The following is a 17,925-nucleotide window of genomic DNA, read 5'->3' as shown; positions in this document are numbered from 1 at the left end:
TTGACTCCTTATTCTAATTCGTTTCCATTAATCGGTTTCAAAAACAGCAACACGATCAACGCCAGCGGGCCGAACAAAATGCCCAGCACCGCCCACGCGTACGGAGAACGCCCTTTCATTTCCGCTAGCTTCATGCAAATAATGCCGATGACCAGCAGTAACAGCAACCATAAAAAGTGCATCATCACGCCCTCCTGTCAGGAATCGTCCGCTTAAGCCTTGACGTTTTCCAGTGCTTGTTCGATATCCGCAATAATATCATCTATGTGCTCAATGCCAATGGACAAACGCACCAAATCTTCCGAAACGCCGGCTTTTTCCAACTCTTCCGGGCTCAATTGGCGGTGTGTCGTGGTCGCTGGGTGACACGCCAACGACTTGGCATCACCGATATTCACCAAGCGCAGAATCATCTGCAACGCATCAATGAACTGACCACCCGCTTCACGTCCGCCTTTAATGCCAAAGCTCAAAATACCGGAACCGGAACCTTTCGTGGTCTTCACACAGACTTCATGATACTTGTCATCTGGCAAAGACGCATAATTCACCCAAGACACTTTCGGATGTTGTTTCAAGTATTCGGCCACCTTCAGGGTGTTCTCGCAATGGCGCTCCATGCGCAGCCCCAAAGTCTCCAACCCTTGCAACAACAAGAAAGCGCTGTGTGCCGACAAGGCCGCGCCGGTATTACGCAACGGCACCACACGACAACGGGCGATAAAGGCCGCCGCCCCAATGTCACGCGTATAACTCACGCCATGATAAGACGGATCCGGGTCATTCAACATTGGGAAACGTTCCTTGTTCGCCACCCAGTCGAATTTACCGGAATCAATGACAATCCCGCCCAAGGTCGTGCCGTGACCACCCACGAATTTGGTCAAAGCGTGAATGACAATGTCCGCGCCCAAATCAATCGGGCGACACAAATACGGCGTCGCGACGGTGTTATCCACCATCAACGGCAAACCGTGCTTATGCGCGATTTCCGCCAGGCGTGCCACGTCCACCACATTCCCGGCCGGATTTCCGATGGACTCACAAAAAATGGCGCGTGTTTTGTCGTCAATAGCCGCTTCAAACGCGTCGTAATCATCCGCCTTCACCATTCGCACTTCAATCCCCTGACGCGGGAACGTATGCGCAAACAGGTTATAGGTGCCGCCATACAACTGGCTGGTACTGACAATATTGTCCCCGGCTTGCGCGATGGTCTGAATCGCATAGGTAATCGCCGCCATACCTGTGGCCAACGCCAAACCGGCCACACCGCCTTCCATTTCCGCCATGCGTTTTTCCAATACATCGCACGTCGGGTTCATGATTCGGCTGTAAATATTCCCCGGCACTTTCAGGTCAAACAAATCTGCCCCGTGTTGGGTGTCGTCAAAGGTATAAGACGTGGTTTGATAAATGGGAACAGCGGCCGATTTGGTGGTACTTTCCGATTCATAGCCGTGGTGAAGCGCGATGGATTCCAGTTTCATATTGATCCTTTATGAGTTAGCGAAGCAATGCCACGTCTCAAATAGCAAGCCGTGCTTGTTAAGACATTGTTATTGCAGTTATTTTATTATTTTCAGCACGCCAGCATCGAACATCATTAATAATTTTCATCTCAACAGGACAAAAATTAATACTTTATTTTCAACAACATAGCGTTTGTTATCTAGCATTAATACTAGTGATATTTCCGTAATCTGTCAAATGGAGACGACCTGAATTCACATACTTGAAATCTGCCAGGCCTGGTCAAATTCTGCACAAAAACCGATGGGCGTCTCACGTCGATTTCAATGACAACCATTTCGGCAAAAAAGCAAATACCAACAGCGACACAACATAAGCGCTGCCGGACACCCAATCCCGCGTGGCCAAATACTCCGATACCGTCAAACCACGCAAGCCCAAAACCAATGTCAGCTCCAGCGTCAAGAGCATCCCCAACGCCACCCAGCCCATGCCGAAAAAATTCACCGGTTTCGGTTGGGCTTGCGCGCGTATTACCCAGTAACGGGCTGAAAAATACACCACCGCCAGCATGATCGGCATTTCCAGTAACTCCGCATAGCGTACGCCCAGCCAAGGTTCCAAACTCAGTACCCGAATCGTACCCAGTATAAAACCGGCTGCAAACACCGTTGCAAAATACAGCAAGCCATAGCGCCACATCATCATCTTGTAACCCCGTTGGTTGTGGCCCCTTTAGTCATAACGAACCCATTTTTGCGCAATCCCAATCGCCAGCAATACCGCCAAGGCACACATGCCAAACGCCCAATCCGCACCGCCGGCATACCAAGCGTAACCAGCCGCCAACATCCCCAAAGCGCCACCGAGTCCATGACTGGCCGAGGCATAAATCGCCTGCCCTTTACTTTGGTTGTCGCCATAAAAATGATGGTCGATCAGATAAATCGCCGCGGCATGGAACAGGCCATAACTGGCAGCATGTAGCAGTTGCGCGAACGCCAACCACACCCAATCGTCAATCACCAATGGAATCATCACCCAGCGCAATAACGTCAACACCAAGCTCGCCATCAACAAGGTTTTGACCCGGAAGCGCCGGAAGAGTGGCACCATCCAGAAGAACACCGCGATTTCTGCCAGCACACCCAACGCCCACAGCCAGGCGATGACGTTTTTGCTGTAGCCGTGTTCGTCCAGAAAAATGCTGTAAAAGCTGTAATAAGTGCCGTGCGAGAATTGAATCAGAATGCTGGCGGCCAATAAACTCGCCACCCACGGCTGTTTGATAATGGTCCAAAACGAACTGGCGTGGTCTTCATGTTGCGCCACCGGGTGTTCTTGCACCGCAAACGTCGCCAGCCAAATCACCACGGCTAGGCCCACTAGCGCCCAAGGCAGCGTCGAAATCGACCAGGCCTCAATCTGCCAGCCCAGCCACAACACCGCCGCAATAAAACCGATGGACCCCCACAGCCTTACCAGACCGTAACGCTCCTTCATCCCTTTCAGGGTTGTGAAGGTGTAGGATTCAAACAACGGCAAGGCAGAGTGAAAAAAGAACCCGAACCCGAATACCGTTAACAGTAGGCCGACAAACGATTCCGTGGTCACAAACCCGAGGGAAAACAACACCGTCAAAAATGCTGTCCAGCGTAACCAGAAGACGGTGCGGCCGGTTTTATCCGCCAGCCAACCCAACACATTCGGCGCGACGATTTTGGTGGCGATGAACATCGCCATCAATTGGCCGATTTGAATGGCGTTGAAAGACAGCGACTGATAATACAAGCCGATATACGGAATCAGCCCGCCGAACAACATGAAATAGAAAAAGTAAAAACTGGAAAGCTTTGGATAGGCTTGTCGATAAAGCTGTTCCGGCATGCAAGCTCCTCAGAGACTCGAAAACGTCACGCCCGTTTGAAACGGGCGCTTCTCGAACCATTATCGGAATTTATAAAAAACCATTGGCTCGAGCCGAATTTGAAATCGGTAAATAAAACTCAATCAGATGAAATTAGGCTTCGGGATGCGCCAAGTCCATAATCGGCGGCACCACATCCCCGTTTTGGGCACGGTTTCGCATGAAATGATCCATCAACACCAACGCCACTTTTGCCTCCGCAATCGGCGTGGCACGAATGCCCACACATGGATCGTGACGGCCTTTGGTTACCATTTCGACCGCTTCGCCGTCGCGGTTAATGCTGCGGCCCGGTGTCATAATGCTCGACGTCGGTTTCAAGGCAATGTGCGCAACGATGTCCTGCCCGGTGGAAATCCCGCCCAGAATACCGCCGGCATGGTTAGAGGCAAACCCTTCCGGCGTCATCTCATCGCGATGCTCGGTGCCACGTTGCGCGGCCACGGCAAACCCATCACCGATTTCCACGCCTTTCACCGCATTGATGCTCATCAACGCGTGGGCCAAATCGGCATCCAAACGGTCAAACACCGGCTCGCCCAATCCGACCGGTACATTCTTCGCCACGATGGAAATTTTCGCGCCGATGGAATCCTTCTGCTTCAGCAGATTATCCATGTATTCGCGGATTTCTTCTTTTTTAACCGGGTCCGGGCAAAAATACTCGTTGTCGTTATCGAATGGCCAGGACACATTTTCCACCGTAATCGGCCCCAACTGCGACAGATAGCCTTTGATTTCAATGCCCAAACGCTCTTTCAAATATTTCTTGGCGATCGCTCCCGCGGCCACACGCATGGCGGTTTCACGCGCGGAAGAGCGCCCGCCGCCGCGATAATCGCGCAGGCCGTATTTCTGGGTGTAAGTGTAATCGGCATGCGCCGGGCGAAAGGTTTCCGCTACTTTGGAATAATCTTTGGAACGCTGGTCGGTGTTATGAATCAGCAAGCCAATCGGCGTTCCGGTGGTTTTGCCTTCAAACACGCCGGAAAGAATCTGCACCTTGTCGTCTTCGCGGCGCGCCGTGGCGTGTTTTGACGTGCCCGGTTTGCGGCGATCCAATTCAACCTGAATGTCCTCTTCCGTCAACGCCAACCCCGGAGGACAGCCATCGATAATCGCACCCAACGCGATTCCATGGCTTTCACCAAAGGTGGTCACACAAAAATTTTTCCCTAACGTATTGCCCGACATAATTTACTTTCTCGAATTTCTTTCATGGAATCGGTGCATTATACTAGGAGTCAATCCAAATTACCTCAATGAACCGCAATCCGGCAAACCGAATGAACGCATCACTTAAATGGCGCCATCCCAAGCCCTTTATCGAAAACCACACCGTCACCGAGGACGAAATCGACTTTCTCGATCACGTCAACAACAAGGTGTATTTGAATTGGATGGAACACATCTCCTGGCAACACAGTCTGGCGGTCGGCATCGACGAATCGGTGCAACGCCAAGTCGGTAAAATCATGGTGGTGCGACAGCATGAGCTGAATTATCGTGCCGCCTGTCATCTAGGCGACGAATTGCTGATTGGCACTTGGGTGGGCGAACAAATCGGCTGCTGCCAACGCCGCCGTTATTATCAGGTGTTCCGGCTAGCCGACGGCAAAGAGGTGTTTTTCGGCCATACGCAATGGGCCTGCATGAATCTGAAAACCCACCAGGCCTGCAAGATTCCACCGGAATTCATTACACCGTACGAAACGACGCAATGACCCATAACACAGCTTATTGCTCGGATAAGGTGACGATCAAGCCTTTATTGGAAAACCAATAACCACGCCCCATACCGCTGTTGGCCATGGTGCCCGGAATATTATGCTGACCGCGTACCAACGTGCCCACCGCCACTTTCTGACCCTGATGCACGCATTGCGGCGGCTGTAAGGTGTATTCGTAACGGCGATGACGCTTGTTCAACACCGCCTCACCTTCGATAATGCACCCTTTCGCCTTACCGTTGATGACCTCCAGCTTCACCGGCAACGGATTTTGCGGGGTGGCATCTCCATAGAGACCGTTCAAGAAAATGGCCTTGGTTTCATCCGCCTGAGCCAGGCCTGGCATGCCCAGCACTCCAAAAACCAAACCATACCCGAGTTGCTTGATATTCATGACCACTCTCCTCAGCTTCATGGACAAGCTGCTCTGCATTCTGACCTCTCGAAATGGCCGGATACGGCAGCCTTGAAACTATCCTACCGCCGTCCACCATCAAAAAGATAATAGAATATAATGAGATGTTAATAAGTATTCGTAATAAGCCGTAAAACGGTTTGAGTAGAAATGAACGTTTTCCACCCAAACCGTCACCCGGAATTTGTCTCAAAATATTCACTTGGCAAGCGGCAAGCGATTGCTTACACTTTAACCGAAAGCCCCACGACAGCGGCAACGGCGCCCGGTTCGAGCATCCTGCGGTTTTCATTATCGAATCACAAAGAGACTGAGCATGTTAAGCATTGAACCCGGCGCCCGCCAAACCTATATCGAACACCTGTGTTTTATCATTCCCCTGAAACCCTTACGAAACACCCCAAACGTCCAGTTTTTCAGCGTTGAAGGCGTCACCGACGGCCTGGCGGGCGTGGATTTGGTGATTCACGAACCGGGCGGCAAAAGCCCATTGATTGCCGGTGACGACACCTGGTACTGGTACATGCACACCGACCAGGAAGACAAACTGGTGGTGCATCAAGGTAAGCGTTTAGTGGAGTTGTATTCGGAAAAGCACGGCCAGGTGGAACGCTTTGAAGTCACCGCCGATGCGGTCTATCACAACGGCGAAAAAATTCACGACGGCGCCGCCATTCTCGGCTGGGAACCTTATGTTTTCCACCGCGTGCATTCACCGGAAGGCAGTTTGTCCACCAACTACGCCAAGCGTTTGCAAGGCTTCGACATTGACACCAATTTCAATATCTATCAACTCGATACCGAATCCGGTGCCTATGACGTGGCGCGTTTGGGTGCGTTGGACCAACCTTAAAACCGGTTAATCCCAACGCCAACGATTAGACCATCAAGGCGATGGAATGGTGTATTGGGCGTGAATACGCTCAATTTGATGCAAGACTTCATCGCTTAATTCAACATGGATGCTGTCGATGTTCTCTTTGAGCTGTTCCATGGTGGTCGCGCCGATGATGTTCGCCGTCAAGAACGGGCGACTGTTGATAAACGCCAGCGCCAATTGCGTCGGCGTCAACCCGTTGCCGCGCGCCAGTGCCGCATACAGCTCCGTCGCTTTCACCGCATTGTCGTTGGAATAACGGTCGTAATGCGGGAACAGCTTCAAACGCGCATTCGCCGCCGCCGAATCATTCAGATACTTGCCACTCAGTACCCCGAAACCCAGCGGTGAATACGCCAACAAACCAACGTTTTCGCGGTGCGACACTTCCGCCAGCCCCACTTCATAACTGCGGTTCAACAAGCTGTACGGATTCTGCACCGTCACAATCTTGCTCAAATCATGTTGCTCGGCCAACTGCAAAAACTTCATCGTGCCCCACGGTGTTTCATTCGACAAACCGATGTGGCGGATTTTACCCTGGTTGACGAACTGCGTCAGCACTTCCAGAGTTTCTTCCATCGGCGTCAGGTCGCTTGGGTCTTCCCCCGCTTCATAGCCCAACTGTCCGAAAAAGTTGGTGTTGCGCTCCGGCCAATGCAATTGGTACAAATCCAGATAATCGGTTTGCAACCGTTTCAAAGACGCATCCAATGCCTGCGTAATCTGCTCACGGTTGAAACGGCTTTTGCCGCCGCGAATGTGTTGCGAAATCTCCGACGGCCCCGCCATTTTCGACGCCAAGACGATCTCATCTCGCTTACCGGTCTTCGCCAACCAATGACCGATGATTTCCTCGGTTCGGCCATAGGTTTCGGCGCGCGGCGGCACCGCATACAGCTCCGCCGTATCCCAGAAATTCACGCCCTGATCCAAGGCGTAATCCATCTGTTCAAACGCCTCTTCTTGCGTATTTTGCTCGCCCCAAGTCATGGTGCCCAAACAAATACGGCTGACTTGAATATCGGAATGTCCTAACGCGTTGTAAAGCATGACGCCTCCTAATCAGTTGAATCTTGAGTTTGAATTTCGGATTAAAGCCTTATCCGGTTTGACGGAATGCTGTTTGATTAATAACAACTTTTTACCCAACCGCTTTATCTATGAAACGGCCAGGCCTGGTCGAAATCAAGGCATTTTAATGCCGGTCGGTTCTTCTTCCTGCTGGCCAGGGCGGTCACGGTCTTCCAGCCGCCAGCGGCGAATCAGGTTATGAATATAAATCAGCAACACAAAAAACGCCGTGGACACCACGCCCAGAATCAGCAAGGTCCAATTCTCCTCCGGCACCGTTTCCAGCAGAATCAGTTTTCGGATAATCACCACGAATGCGATTTCCAAGAACGTCAATGCATACACGAAACTGTCCTTGATAAACAGCGCTTTCACAATCGCCAGAACGATCAGCGTGAACAACGCATCCGTCAGCAGAATCTTCATCGACGGAAAATTCAATGCGCCTTGATGCGATAAAAACTCGAACAACTTGCTCGAAATACTGAACAGGCACGCGGCCAGATACACAATCATAAAAATCGTCAGAATGATTCGCAACACATTGACGGATTTTTTGAGTTGCTCCTCAAAATCTTCTTGAAAAAAGTGATTGGCTTTTTTCAAAAACGCATACAGTGATGACATCTTTTAAAACACCTTAACACCCGAGAACCGGGCCATAAAACATAGGAAGGAAGAAATTTATTGTAGCAGATTCACTTCCGTACCAATAACGAAAATCACCAGGCCTGGTGAAATTAAGTTTTGTACGTATTTTGAACAATCCGTTGAAAAACAGATATGGTAAGATGAAATCCACTACTTATTCGTAAACAAGGCAAACCATTCCGTCAAATTAAGGACCTGATAATGACAAAAAAAGCTCATCCGTTAACGCGTATTTTAACCCTCAGCCTAGCCACAACCGCTTTTGTACTGACGAATACAGCGCAAGCCTGCACTTCATTACTTTATAAAGACGGCAATGGTGCGCCCTACGCCGGCCGCACCATGGAATTACCAATGGAGCTGGCGTATCAAGTGAGTTACTTTCCAAAAGGCACCGCTTTCAACTCCAAAATCAAAAACCACCCAGACCTGAACTATCAATCAAAATATTCGTTCATTTCCATCACCGTGCCCGACCCAGTGGACAAAACACTCAAAGTTTCCGAAGGCATGAACGACCAAGGCCTGACGTTCAGCCTGCTCGCCTTTGCCAGCACCAAAGGGCCGGCGGATACGATTAAAAAGACCAAAAGCGTCCTCGCCGCGATTGACCTGGGCGCCTGGACCTTATCGCAATTCAAGGATGTCGCAGAAGTCAAAACCGCTCTCAAAAAACAACCCGTATTGGTCTCCGCTCTCTTACCGTTAGGCCTCATGAAAACGCCATTTCATTACACCTTGCACGATGCCCAAGGCCAATCCGTGGTCATTGAGTTTGCCAACGGTAAACAAACGCTTATCGACAACCCAATCGGCGTCATGACCAATGGCCCAGAGTTCGACTGGCACATGACCAACCTAAACAACTACACCTTCTTAAACAACATCGACCAATCCAAAACCACCTTTCACGGCATGCAATTCAACCAACCCGACTCCGGCATCGCCACCGCAGGCCTTCCCGCCTCCAACACCTCGGTTGGCCGCTTTGTACGCGCCACCTACTACTCACAATTTGCCGAAAAGGTCGATAACCCCGACAAAGCCATGACCGTTCTCGCCCACATTATGAACAACTTCGACCGCCCTCGCGGCATCACCATGGACAATCGCTTTAAAGAAGAAATCGCCAATATCACCGCCCCGGAAGTCGCAGGCCATCCGCTCTACACCTCGGAATACACCTCCTGGACCGCACTGGGCGATTTGCGTAACCTGCAATTTAAAATCAAACCCTATAGCCAACTCAACTACATCAGTTTCGACTTGGCCAAACTGGCTAAAGAGAAACATCCCAAATCCATTCCGCTCAGCCAAATACCATTTAATGTGAATGACGTCACCGATTGGTTCCGTAAAGCCAGCGCCAAAAAATAACCTTCGCCATTAGCCGATGTATCTTTAAAACATCGGCTATTCTATTTCTCTAGCCAAATAACAAAAACGACCAGACCTGGTGGAAAACTGGATTATGGGATTAAGACCTTCGCCGCATTTTTAAACCGCTTGAGCGCCTCATCCATTGTTTCCGTCGGCACAGCAATATTGATTCGCATAAAGCCTTTTCCGACTTCGCCAAAGCTTTCACCGTCATTCAAGCCCAATTGTGCGGTTTCGGTGAGCCAGCGTTTTAAGTTTTCTTGGCTTTGAAACTTTGTGCCAAAGAGTTCAGAAAAATCCAACCACACCAGAAAGGACGCCTCCGGGCGCATGACGCGTACGGCAGGCAAGCAGTCGGCCAGGGTTTGTTCCAGTCGGTCAATATTGTGCTGCAAATGCACCAGCAAGGTGTCACGATAGGCTTTGCCCGCTTCCGAATAGGCGGCTTGCATGGCTTCTTTGCCGAATAGGTTTAAGTCGTGAATGGAATTGGCGCGGCACACTTTCAGATAAGCCGCTTTCAAGGCACGATTGGCGATAATCGCGTAACCGCTTTGCAGGCCGCCGAGATTAAAGGTTTTGCCCGGTGAACTGAGCGTCACCGTGTTTTGCGCCACCGCTTCCGACAAGGACGCCATCGGTATGTGTTGCAATGGCGAAAAGGTCATGTCGGCATGGATTTCATCGGACACCACCGTCACGCCATGTTTCAAACAAATGTCCGCCAAGCGTTGCAGTTCTTCCCGCCGCCAAACGCGGCCGGACGGGTTTTGCGGATTGCAGAACAAAAACAGCTTCACCTCGTTTTCGGTAATGGCGGCTTCAAACGCGTCAAAATCGATTTGATAACGGTTGTCTTGCAACACCAACGGCGCTTCTACAAGACGGCGGCCGTTATTTTCCGGTGCGTGCAAAAACGGCGGATAAATCGGCGGTTGTACCAGCACCGCATCGCCCGGTTCCGAAAAGGCGGACACCGCCATAAAAAAACCGTTGGCAACATTGTGCGTAAACAGAATTTCCGACGCCTTCACGTCGTAACCGTATTGCGCCTGCCAATCGATAATCGACTGATACAAACTGTCCGGCATGACGTTGTAACCCAGAATCGGGTGTTCCAAACGGCGTTTCAAAGCCTCCAGAATAAAATCCGGCGTGGGTAAATCCTGATCCGCCACCCACATCGGCAACACCGATTCCGAACCGAACAAGCGTTGCCGCAATTCGTACTTTTCGGCGTCGGTGCCTAAACGGGAAATAGCGTGTTCAAAATCTGGAAACATGATTGCCCTTTTTTAAACGATTGTTTACACGACTCAGGATTTCTTTTTCCAAAGCGTGACTTCGGATAGGGAATGCTGGAACTTGCGTTGGGTTTCGCGAATCACAAACGGCAATTCGAACGGTTCTTGAACCCGCTCGAATTCGGCATCCAACACGGCGTGCAGCCCTTCCAAGGTGGTGACGTTTTCACCGCTTTGCGCATCTTTATAGCCACCCAGCCAGTGCTCTTTGGCGGTGAATTCTTCCAACCAAGTGTAAGGTGACGCCAACAACAGCAAACCGCCGTCGTTCATGCGTTCGTGAATCATGTTCAAGAAGCGCTTCGGTTCGTACAAACGGTCAATGAGGTTGACGGCCACCACCATGTCGTACCCGGTGAAATGCGGTTTCAGATTGGCGGCATCCTGCTGCATAAACTCGCAGCGTTGCGCCACGTCGGACAAGCCTAAATCGGCCAACGTCTGCTCTTTGAAATCCATGATTTCGCCTTCCGTCGGAATGGTGTAAAGCACATTACCGGATTCTTTCAATTGGTTGGCAACCTGAATAAAACGCGCCGAGAAATCCAAACCGGTGACCTGCGCGAAATGATGCGCCAGTTCGAAACTGGCACGCCCGACTGAACAACCCACCTCCAGCACGCTCAAATCGTCACGACCGGCCAAGTCGTTATCGTCGCGCGCCGCTTTAATCGCCAATTCGGCATAAGCCTGTGCAAAATTCGCCACACCGAAATATTCGTCGCCGTAATGGAATTCACAGTATTGCGACACCAGATCATCGGTTTCATAAGTGGAGAAATGGGTTTGAACGCTTTCGTCCGATTCGATGTAACGGAAACCGGCGTGCTGGAAAAAGTGACGGCGGAAAGCATAACGTGAATGGCCGTTGGCTTCGTTGCCGGTGGAAATCCAACTGCCGCCTTTGAACAAATTGTGCTGGTTGTCGAACGTCGGCGTGGTGAAGTCATCGTATAACGGATGCACTTTGAAGCCGTCGTACGGGTAAATCGGCGTTTGCGTCCATTGCCAGACGTTACCGACCACATCGAAAAAATCGCCGGTTTCAAAACGATTCACCGGCACCGACGAGGCGTATTGCTGCAAATTGATATTGGCCTCGCCCTGCTTTTCCAACGCGCGGGTATGGTCGCGCAGTCTTAAATATTCATCTTCACTCGGCAGGCGAATCGGACGACCGGTCTGATGCCCTTTCCAGTTACAGAAGGCATTCGCTTCCAGATAGTTCACTTCCACCGGCCAATCCCACGGCATGGGGATTTCATCGGTCATACAGCGTAAATACCAGGCCTGGTCTTTTTTCACCCAAAAGGTCGGATGTTTGTCCGGCGTGAACTGACGCCAGCGATTGCCCTCGTCGGTCCAATATTCCGGGTTGTCGTACCCGCCGGCTTCGACAAACTCCAGATATTCATGGTTGGACACTAAAAAAGCGGCGGCTTTAAAGTCGCTGACATCGGCTTGATGCTGACCGTATTCATTGTCCCAGCCATAGGTTTCCGCCGGGTCTTGGTGGTCGATGGTGACGCGCCCACCGGGGACGTCGAACAAAATATTTTCCGGCGCCTGACCACTGTCCGGGCACACCGGAAACAGGGGATGCGGTTTGACCGATTCGATCGGCAATTGGCGAATCAGCACCGACGAAGTTTCCAGATGAATGCGTTCGTGTTCAATGCCCATCATCACCGGCCACATCGGGCTTTCCCAATCAATCGGCAGGTGGAAATCCACGGAGTCAATCAACTGATTGACCGCGTCGCGCACTTGCTGACGATATTCACGGACCGCATCGACACTCGGCCAGTCGTAATGAGATTCGTCCAAGTCGTCCCAAGACATTTCATCCACGCCGATGGCGCACATGGATTCGATTTTCGGGTTGATGCGTTCCGGTAGCAACTTGGCGAGCACCAGCTTATTGGTGAAAAAGGTGGCGGTGTGGCCGAAATAGAAAATCAGCGGATGGCGCAGTTCACAGGGGCGTTCATAGTAAGCCTCGTCCGACACCAGGGTTTCGAATAAGGTTTCGTAGGCATCGTAAGTGGCGTTGAAATAGGCCTTGATTTCGGCACGTTTCGCTTCGACTTCGCCTTGATTCAAAAACACCGGTTTTGAAATCAAATCTTCTCGGTTTAACATGAATACTCCGTGAACAACTGCTTTTTATAACTTGAACTGACTTAAAATAATACGGTTTAGCCTACATCGATAACATGACGCCACTATCCGGCAAATCCTCGAAGCTCGGATAACAGGTGGTCAAACGGCTGGACTCGATGCCACCCTCCTCGACCAACCAGGTTTTGACCTGAATCTGACGCTGACGCGCCAGTTGATAGAGCTTGTCTTCCAGCTCCGTCCCTTTCAAGCCTTTCTTGACCCAATAATCGCGGTCGGACTGATTATAAAAACCACACACTTTCAAGGTGACGGATTTTTTATCCTTCAACAGCTTGGTGATTTTCTTCAAATACTCCGGCATATCCGCCCGCCATTCATCCAGGCCTGGCTGATATTGCACCGGCTGCAAGGTCATTTCCCCAGCCTTCTTATAAGCGTATTCCGCCGCCAGGTAAATCGCGCCGTAAGGTTGAAGCGTCATCGCCAGCATGGCTTTTGAACCGCCTTTCATCGCATTAAAGAAGGCGACCGAAATCACTTGTGCAATGTTGAACCCGGGGTCGGACAAGTCACCGTTGACCGGCACGCTCAAATCGATGTTGTTGTCACCGTCGCGCAACAGATTCAGCGCCAGACTCATGGAGCCGGCACTGGCGGCTTTTCCAAGATCGCTTGCGGCTTTGTCGACATCGGAAGCCGCTTTGTCGAGACCATCCCCTTTGGTTTTCGACGGAACCGGGACGGAATCGGCTTCCATCTCAAACCCGACCAGTTTCAAACGGTTATCGGCGTCAAGAATATCTTGTTTGATTTGAATGTCCGACTTCATGTTCATGGAACCGCTTTGAATACGATAACCGAGCGAGCGACGGATCAACGGCGAGAAGGCATACAAGTCCATATCCTGGATGTTCACTTTGATGTCGGCGTTCACTTTCGGTGAAAACGGCTGGAAGTCCCCTTTTGCGGTGACTTTGGTGAACCTGTCGATGGCGGCCTGAATATCCAACGGCGTTTTTTCATGCGCCTGGGCCGAATCGAGTGTGCCGATATGCCAGGTTTGAATGGTTATATTCTGGTTCAGCGGTGGCGTAATGCCGGTGGACGTCAAATGCACATGGCTGTCACCGGTGATGTCGAATTGCTGCAGTCTGAATGGCGGCGCTTTCTCTTGAGAGGCTTTGGCCGTGTCGTTTGGTTCGGCCTTTTGTTCGGCTTTTTGCTCCGCCTCGGTTTTTTCGGACTTAGTTTTCGGCTGCGGCTGTAATGCGGCTTTCAAAGCCTCGATTTGTCCCAGTTTCGTTTCTTCGTTGAATGCCAAGGTCAAGTAAAAATCCTGCAAGGTCACCGTTCCAACATCCACCGCTTGATTGTTTTTCACATTGGCGTGGTCAATCGTCACGTCACCGGTGGATAACAAAGGCTGAGGGTATTCAGGGCTGGCGGCCACTTTAAGACCTTTCACATTCAAGCCTTTCAAAGACACCGCTTGCGGAGCGGTAAACGCCAAACCTGTTTTCAGGTTCGCGACATCGGCTACCGTCATCTTCGTGCGGGTATTGTCCAGTTTGACCGACTGCACAGCCAGTTGCCCCGCCGTCTTCACTTGAGGCGTTTCAGATACGGTCAATTGTGTTTTGCCTTTCCAATCCAGCGCTTTCAGCCCCGCGGATAAATCCTGATACGCCGCCGCCAGTTGTTTTACATCCAGGTGACCATCGGTCTGAACGGCTGGATGCGGCGAGATGCCCACTTGAATGCCGCCTTGCCAATTCAAGCGACTGACATCGGCTTTGGAGCCATCTGCGTTGACGCCCACTGACGTCAACGCAATGCGGTTGTCGGTTAAGACGATATCGACCGGCGTTTGGGCCTTTTTCGATTCGGCGTTTTTTTCGTCTGATTTGACCGTGACGTTGACCGGCCCTTTCCAATCCAAATGTTGCAACTTGGCTTCGGTTTTCGGTTGCGAAAACTCGACGTGTTCCATCACTAAAGCGCTGCTCGGCAGAGAAACCAACAACCCGTTCTGGCTTGACTGAGTGATGTTCAAACCGCCCTGCCAATCCAATTGGTTGACATCGACCTTCGCATCATTCGCTTTCACGGCCACGTCGGTGACGGCGATGTGGGAGTCGGATAACGCGACCTTCATCGGCGTATCCGCTTTGGCCACGTCCACATTTTTTGCATCGGCTTGACGATCGGTTTGAGTGTCGGCTTTTTTCGAGGACTTGAGCGTGACGTTCACCGGCCCTTTCCAATCCAACTTTTGCAACTTGGCCTCGGTTCCCGACTGTTTGAATAAAAATTCTTCCGCCGTCAAAGCATTGCTCGGCAACACAATTTCCAGCCCGGACTTGTCAGACTGAGTGACATTGATTTCGCCCTGCCAGTTCAAGTGTCGGTTATCCAGCGCGATGGTTTTATCCGCCATCGCCAGGTGGCTGACTTTCAGTTCACCATCCGTCTTCACTTTCGGAACGCCGTCGGTCACGTCAACCTGACTGTGGTTTTTCCAATGCACTTCGCCCAATTTGATGTCGGCGTCTTGTGCACGGACACCGATGTCTTTCAAGTGCCATTCACCCTGGGTTTTAACCGCGGCATGCCCTTTACGGACCAAGGCTTGAATATCTCCGTCCCAGTTAACAAGGTCGCCGGCCACGCGTAAGTCTTGTTGTTCAAACGCCAGTTTCTGAAAGGAAAAACGGCCTTTTTGGGTGATTTTGAGTTCACCGCCTTCGTTGACAACGTCCAATTTCAAATCACCGAAAACCAGGCCGGACAACTCTAAAATCTCCGGCGGCAGATATTTTCGGTAGGTCGACAAATCAAGATTTTTAACAACAATGTCACCGCTTAGACGCTGTTTTTCAGCAAACGGCCACATTTGAAAATTTCCGACCAGATGATTTTTATCTTCTTGAATTTCAAATACCAGTTTGGCCGCATCGTCCGGTTGCCAGTTAATGGCTTTTTCGAGCAGCACCTTGTCGAATTCGATGTGTTTATCCAGTTCCGGTGTTTTCAGTTCCAATACGGCTTTGTTCAACTCCAACGACTGAATGCCCAGCCCCCATGAAAACGGGTCTTTTTTTTCTTCCGGCATCGCTGCTTTGTCGGATTTTTTATCGAGCGAATAAGACAAACCCGCCACCCGAATGCGCTCGCCGGGACGGTAATCGATTTCAATCCGGGTATCGAAAATCGCCAGTTCTTGAATTTTGATTTTTTTGTGGAAAAGTGCGGTCCAGGAGAGATTGACTTTCAGATGCCCCAGATGCAGGTATTGATGCTTTTCGACTTCAACTTCCAGATTGAAAATCTCCAAGCGACCGGTAAACAGATTGACCGACACCCTTTCGATGTGAACCGACTCTGCGCCTTGTTTTAACAACGCTTGTTCAAATCCCTTTTGCAACATCCAAGGCAATGCCAATAAAAACACACCAAACAAAACCAGTGTGTACACCAACACCTTGTAACGGGTTTTAAGGGACTTCCAACGAGAATATAAAGCAGTCATACCGGCCTCTGAACGGGATTTCATTCATTGTAGCAGAAAGATTCTAAACCCAGTAGATGACAATGGCATTTCAATCCACCGGGTGCGTGATATGAAAAAACCGCCAGGCCTGGCGGTTTTGGGTGTTGTATTTCCAGATGTCGCACCGGGTCATCAATAACTGAGTTCCTCGGCCGAGAGGCCTTCAAACTTAAAGGGTCTGGATGTGACATAGTGCCCGGATACCTCACCGTGCAGCACTCTCGCCTGATCCGGGCCGAGTTCCAGCTTTTTGACCTGACCGGTTTCTTTGGAAAAATCCAATTTATTCAAATCGGTCCAAAACCCGCTCGCAGCCAAAGCGGATTCAAAAAAATAAAGTTTGCGTTTGTGGTCGATGGCGGTTCGCCAGCGTGTGGAGGATATTTCCGGTGCGTCCGCGGTATGAAGCCCGTAAGGAACCGACACATTCCGCATCACACTCAATACACTGGCCAAGGCCTTATTGGGCGTTGTTTTTTGCGGAATGGCATTGATATAGAACTGCGCTCGGGCAAACCGGTCGGGCGAACGATTCGACCCGGGCAACATGGTTGTGCCACCGATGTCCTTCCAGTACTCTTCCATTGCGAGTTGTTTATCGTAAGTCGGTGAATTGGTCATCACCTGATACTGACGACCGTGATGGATGACTTGTTGGCCATCAATGTATTCGATAATAGCGCTATCGCCGGTGGCATCGGAAATGGCCAGATGCAAGCTGGCCTGACGGTTCTGACCGGGCACCTTGTCGGTGACGACGACCAGCGGTTTGTTCCGTAAGGCTTCGACCGCTTCCGACACCGTTGCGAAATTATCCAGCAGATATTGCGCCCAAACGGACACGCTGATGGGGTGTTGCCCTTTTTGAACCGTCGGATAACTGCTTTCCGCCAACCATAATAAATTGGCCGCCAGACCTTTTTCATTGAGGCCGTCGGTTGTGGAAACATCATACCCCGTCGCGATGACGCTGCCGTATTTGGACACCCATTGCAAAGAGTTCGGGCCACCCACACCGTTACGCGTCATGCCTCTCGGGAAAACCCATAAATTGGTACCGATATCGTATTTCCAGTCCATGGAACGACCCGTCATGATTTGATCGTTTTCGCCCAAATACACCACACGCGTACACGCCCAGGCCTGGTTGATTGTCATGAATCCGGTGATAACAACCAACGCAAATGTTGCAAATCGGTGCGGGGAGATTTGTCTCAAGAGAATGTCCATACAAGTTTCCTGTGCCTCTGTAAAAAACGCAATTGCGTTCTATAAGATAAATTCGCGAATACGACAAGGGTTTCGGAAAGGGGCTCAACGGATCGTCGACCATTTCCAACTAAGGGTTATACCCCGCCGAAGTCAGAAGTTCAAATGAAACCTTAAATGAAATTTAGCGATTTGGGTTGGGAGCACCGGG

General features: G+C 50.8%; 15 protein-coding genes. 3 read left to right on the top strand and 12 right to left on the bottom strand.

The features are described 5' to 3' along the window. Positions 1 to 8: 8 nt before the first annotated feature. From AYJ59_RS12950 to aroC, 5 genes are all read right to left on the bottom strand, one after another. Positions 9 to 185, bottom strand: coding sequence for a hypothetical protein (locus AYJ59_RS12950; protein WP_164730739.1), 177 nt, complete (start codon positions 183 to 185; stop codon positions 9 to 11). 27 nt (positions 186 to 212) lie between these two features. Then, positions 213 to 1,490, bottom strand: a complete 1,278-nt coding sequence (locus AYJ59_RS05665) for an O-acetylhomoserine aminocarboxypropyltransferase/cysteine synthase family protein (protein ID WP_127119521.1) — start codon at positions 1,488 to 1,490, stop codon at positions 213 to 215. A 295-nt stretch (positions 1,491 to 1,785) separates the two neighbouring features. After that, positions 1,786 to 2,181, bottom strand: coding sequence for a hypothetical protein (locus tag AYJ59_RS05660; protein ID WP_127119520.1), 396 nt, complete (start codon positions 2,179 to 2,181; stop codon positions 1,786 to 1,788). 27 nt (positions 2,182 to 2,208) lie between these two features. Next, the gene (locus tag AYJ59_RS05655) at positions 2,209 to 3,360 is read right to left on the bottom strand and encodes an MFS transporter (RefSeq protein ID WP_127119519.1); all 1,152 of its coding nucleotides are present in this window, start codon (positions 3,358 to 3,360) and stop codon (positions 2,209 to 2,211) included. A gap of 133 nt (positions 3,361 to 3,493) precedes the next feature. After that, on the bottom strand, positions 3,494 to 4,594 hold the full coding sequence (aroC, locus tag AYJ59_RS05650) for a chorismate synthase (protein ID WP_127119518.1): 1,101 nt from the start codon (positions 4,592 to 4,594) through the stop codon (positions 3,494 to 3,496). A 92-nt stretch (positions 4,595 to 4,686) separates the two neighbouring features. Here aroC and AYJ59_RS05645 point away from each other — a divergent pair, with 92 nt between their 5' ends. After that, entirely contained in the window at positions 4,687 to 5,124 is a 438-nt protein-coding gene (locus tag AYJ59_RS05645) for an acyl-CoA thioesterase (protein ID WP_127119517.1), read from the top strand. Positions 5,125 to 5,137: 13 nt separating this feature from the next. Here AYJ59_RS05645 and AYJ59_RS05640 read toward each other — a convergent pair whose 3' ends face one another. Next, the gene (locus AYJ59_RS05640; protein ID WP_127119516.1) at positions 5,138 to 5,524 is read right to left on the bottom strand and encodes a hypothetical protein; all 387 of its coding nucleotides are present in this window, start codon (positions 5,522 to 5,524) and stop codon (positions 5,138 to 5,140) included. 337 nt (positions 5,525 to 5,861) lie between these two features. Between AYJ59_RS05640 and AYJ59_RS05635 the strand changes: the two genes are divergently transcribed. Continuing rightward, entirely contained in the window at positions 5,862 to 6,398 is a 537-nt protein-coding gene (locus AYJ59_RS05635) for a hypothetical protein (protein WP_127119515.1), read from the top strand. 33 nt (positions 6,399 to 6,431) lie between these two features. Here AYJ59_RS05635 and AYJ59_RS05630 read toward each other — a convergent pair whose 3' ends face one another. Continuing rightward, complete coding sequence (locus AYJ59_RS05630) at positions 6,432 to 7,475, bottom strand: NADP(H)-dependent aldo-keto reductase (protein WP_127119514.1); 1,044 nt, start codon at positions 7,473 to 7,475, stop codon at positions 6,432 to 6,434. A gap of 135 nt (positions 7,476 to 7,610) precedes the next feature. After that, positions 7,611 to 8,123, bottom strand: a complete 513-nt coding sequence (locus tag AYJ59_RS05625) for a hypothetical protein (protein WP_127119513.1) — start codon at positions 8,121 to 8,123, stop codon at positions 7,611 to 7,613. Positions 8,124 to 8,348: 225 nt separating this feature from the next. Here AYJ59_RS05625 and AYJ59_RS05620 point away from each other — a divergent pair, with 225 nt between their 5' ends. Next, positions 8,349 to 9,524, top strand: a complete 1,176-nt coding sequence (locus AYJ59_RS05620) for a linear amide C-N hydrolase (RefSeq protein WP_127119512.1) — start codon at positions 8,349 to 8,351, stop codon at positions 9,522 to 9,524. Positions 9,525 to 9,616: 92 nt separating this feature from the next. Here AYJ59_RS05620 and AYJ59_RS05615 read toward each other — a convergent pair whose 3' ends face one another. From AYJ59_RS05615 to AYJ59_RS05600, 4 genes are all read right to left on the bottom strand, one after another. Continuing rightward, on the bottom strand, positions 9,617 to 10,810 hold the full coding sequence (locus tag AYJ59_RS05615) for a PatB family C-S lyase (protein ID WP_127119511.1): 1,194 nt from the start codon (positions 10,808 to 10,810) through the stop codon (positions 9,617 to 9,619). Between the two features lie 33 nt (positions 10,811 to 10,843). After that, positions 10,844 to 12,973 carry a 5-histidylcysteine sulfoxide synthase gene (gene ovoA / locus AYJ59_RS05610; protein WP_127119510.1) on the bottom strand — a complete coding sequence of 710 codons (2,130 nt, stop codon included), beginning with the start codon at positions 12,971 to 12,973 and terminating at the stop codon, positions 10,844 to 10,846. 61 nt (positions 12,974 to 13,034) lie between these two features. Continuing rightward, on the bottom strand, positions 13,035 to 16,484 hold the full coding sequence (locus AYJ59_RS05605) for a DUF748 domain-containing protein (RefSeq protein ID WP_164730738.1): 3,450 nt from the start codon (positions 16,482 to 16,484) through the stop codon (positions 13,035 to 13,037). Between the two features lie 153 nt (positions 16,485 to 16,637). After that, positions 16,638 to 17,735: a linear amide C-N hydrolase gene (locus AYJ59_RS05600; protein WP_206197908.1), complete on the bottom strand. Its 1,098-nt coding sequence runs from the start codon at positions 17,733 to 17,735 to the stop codon at positions 16,638 to 16,640. Between the last annotated feature and the right edge of the window lie 190 nt (positions 17,736 to 17,925).

The organism is Thiomicrospira sp. S5, from assembly GCF_003991075.1.
In the GTDB taxonomy this organism is placed as follows: domain Bacteria; phylum Pseudomonadota; class Gammaproteobacteria; order Thiomicrospirales; family Thiomicrospiraceae; genus Hydrogenovibrio; species Hydrogenovibrio thermophilus.
The sequence above is the reverse complement of the archived record's forward strand: the minus strand, read 5'-3'. Positions and strand labels throughout refer to the sequence as shown.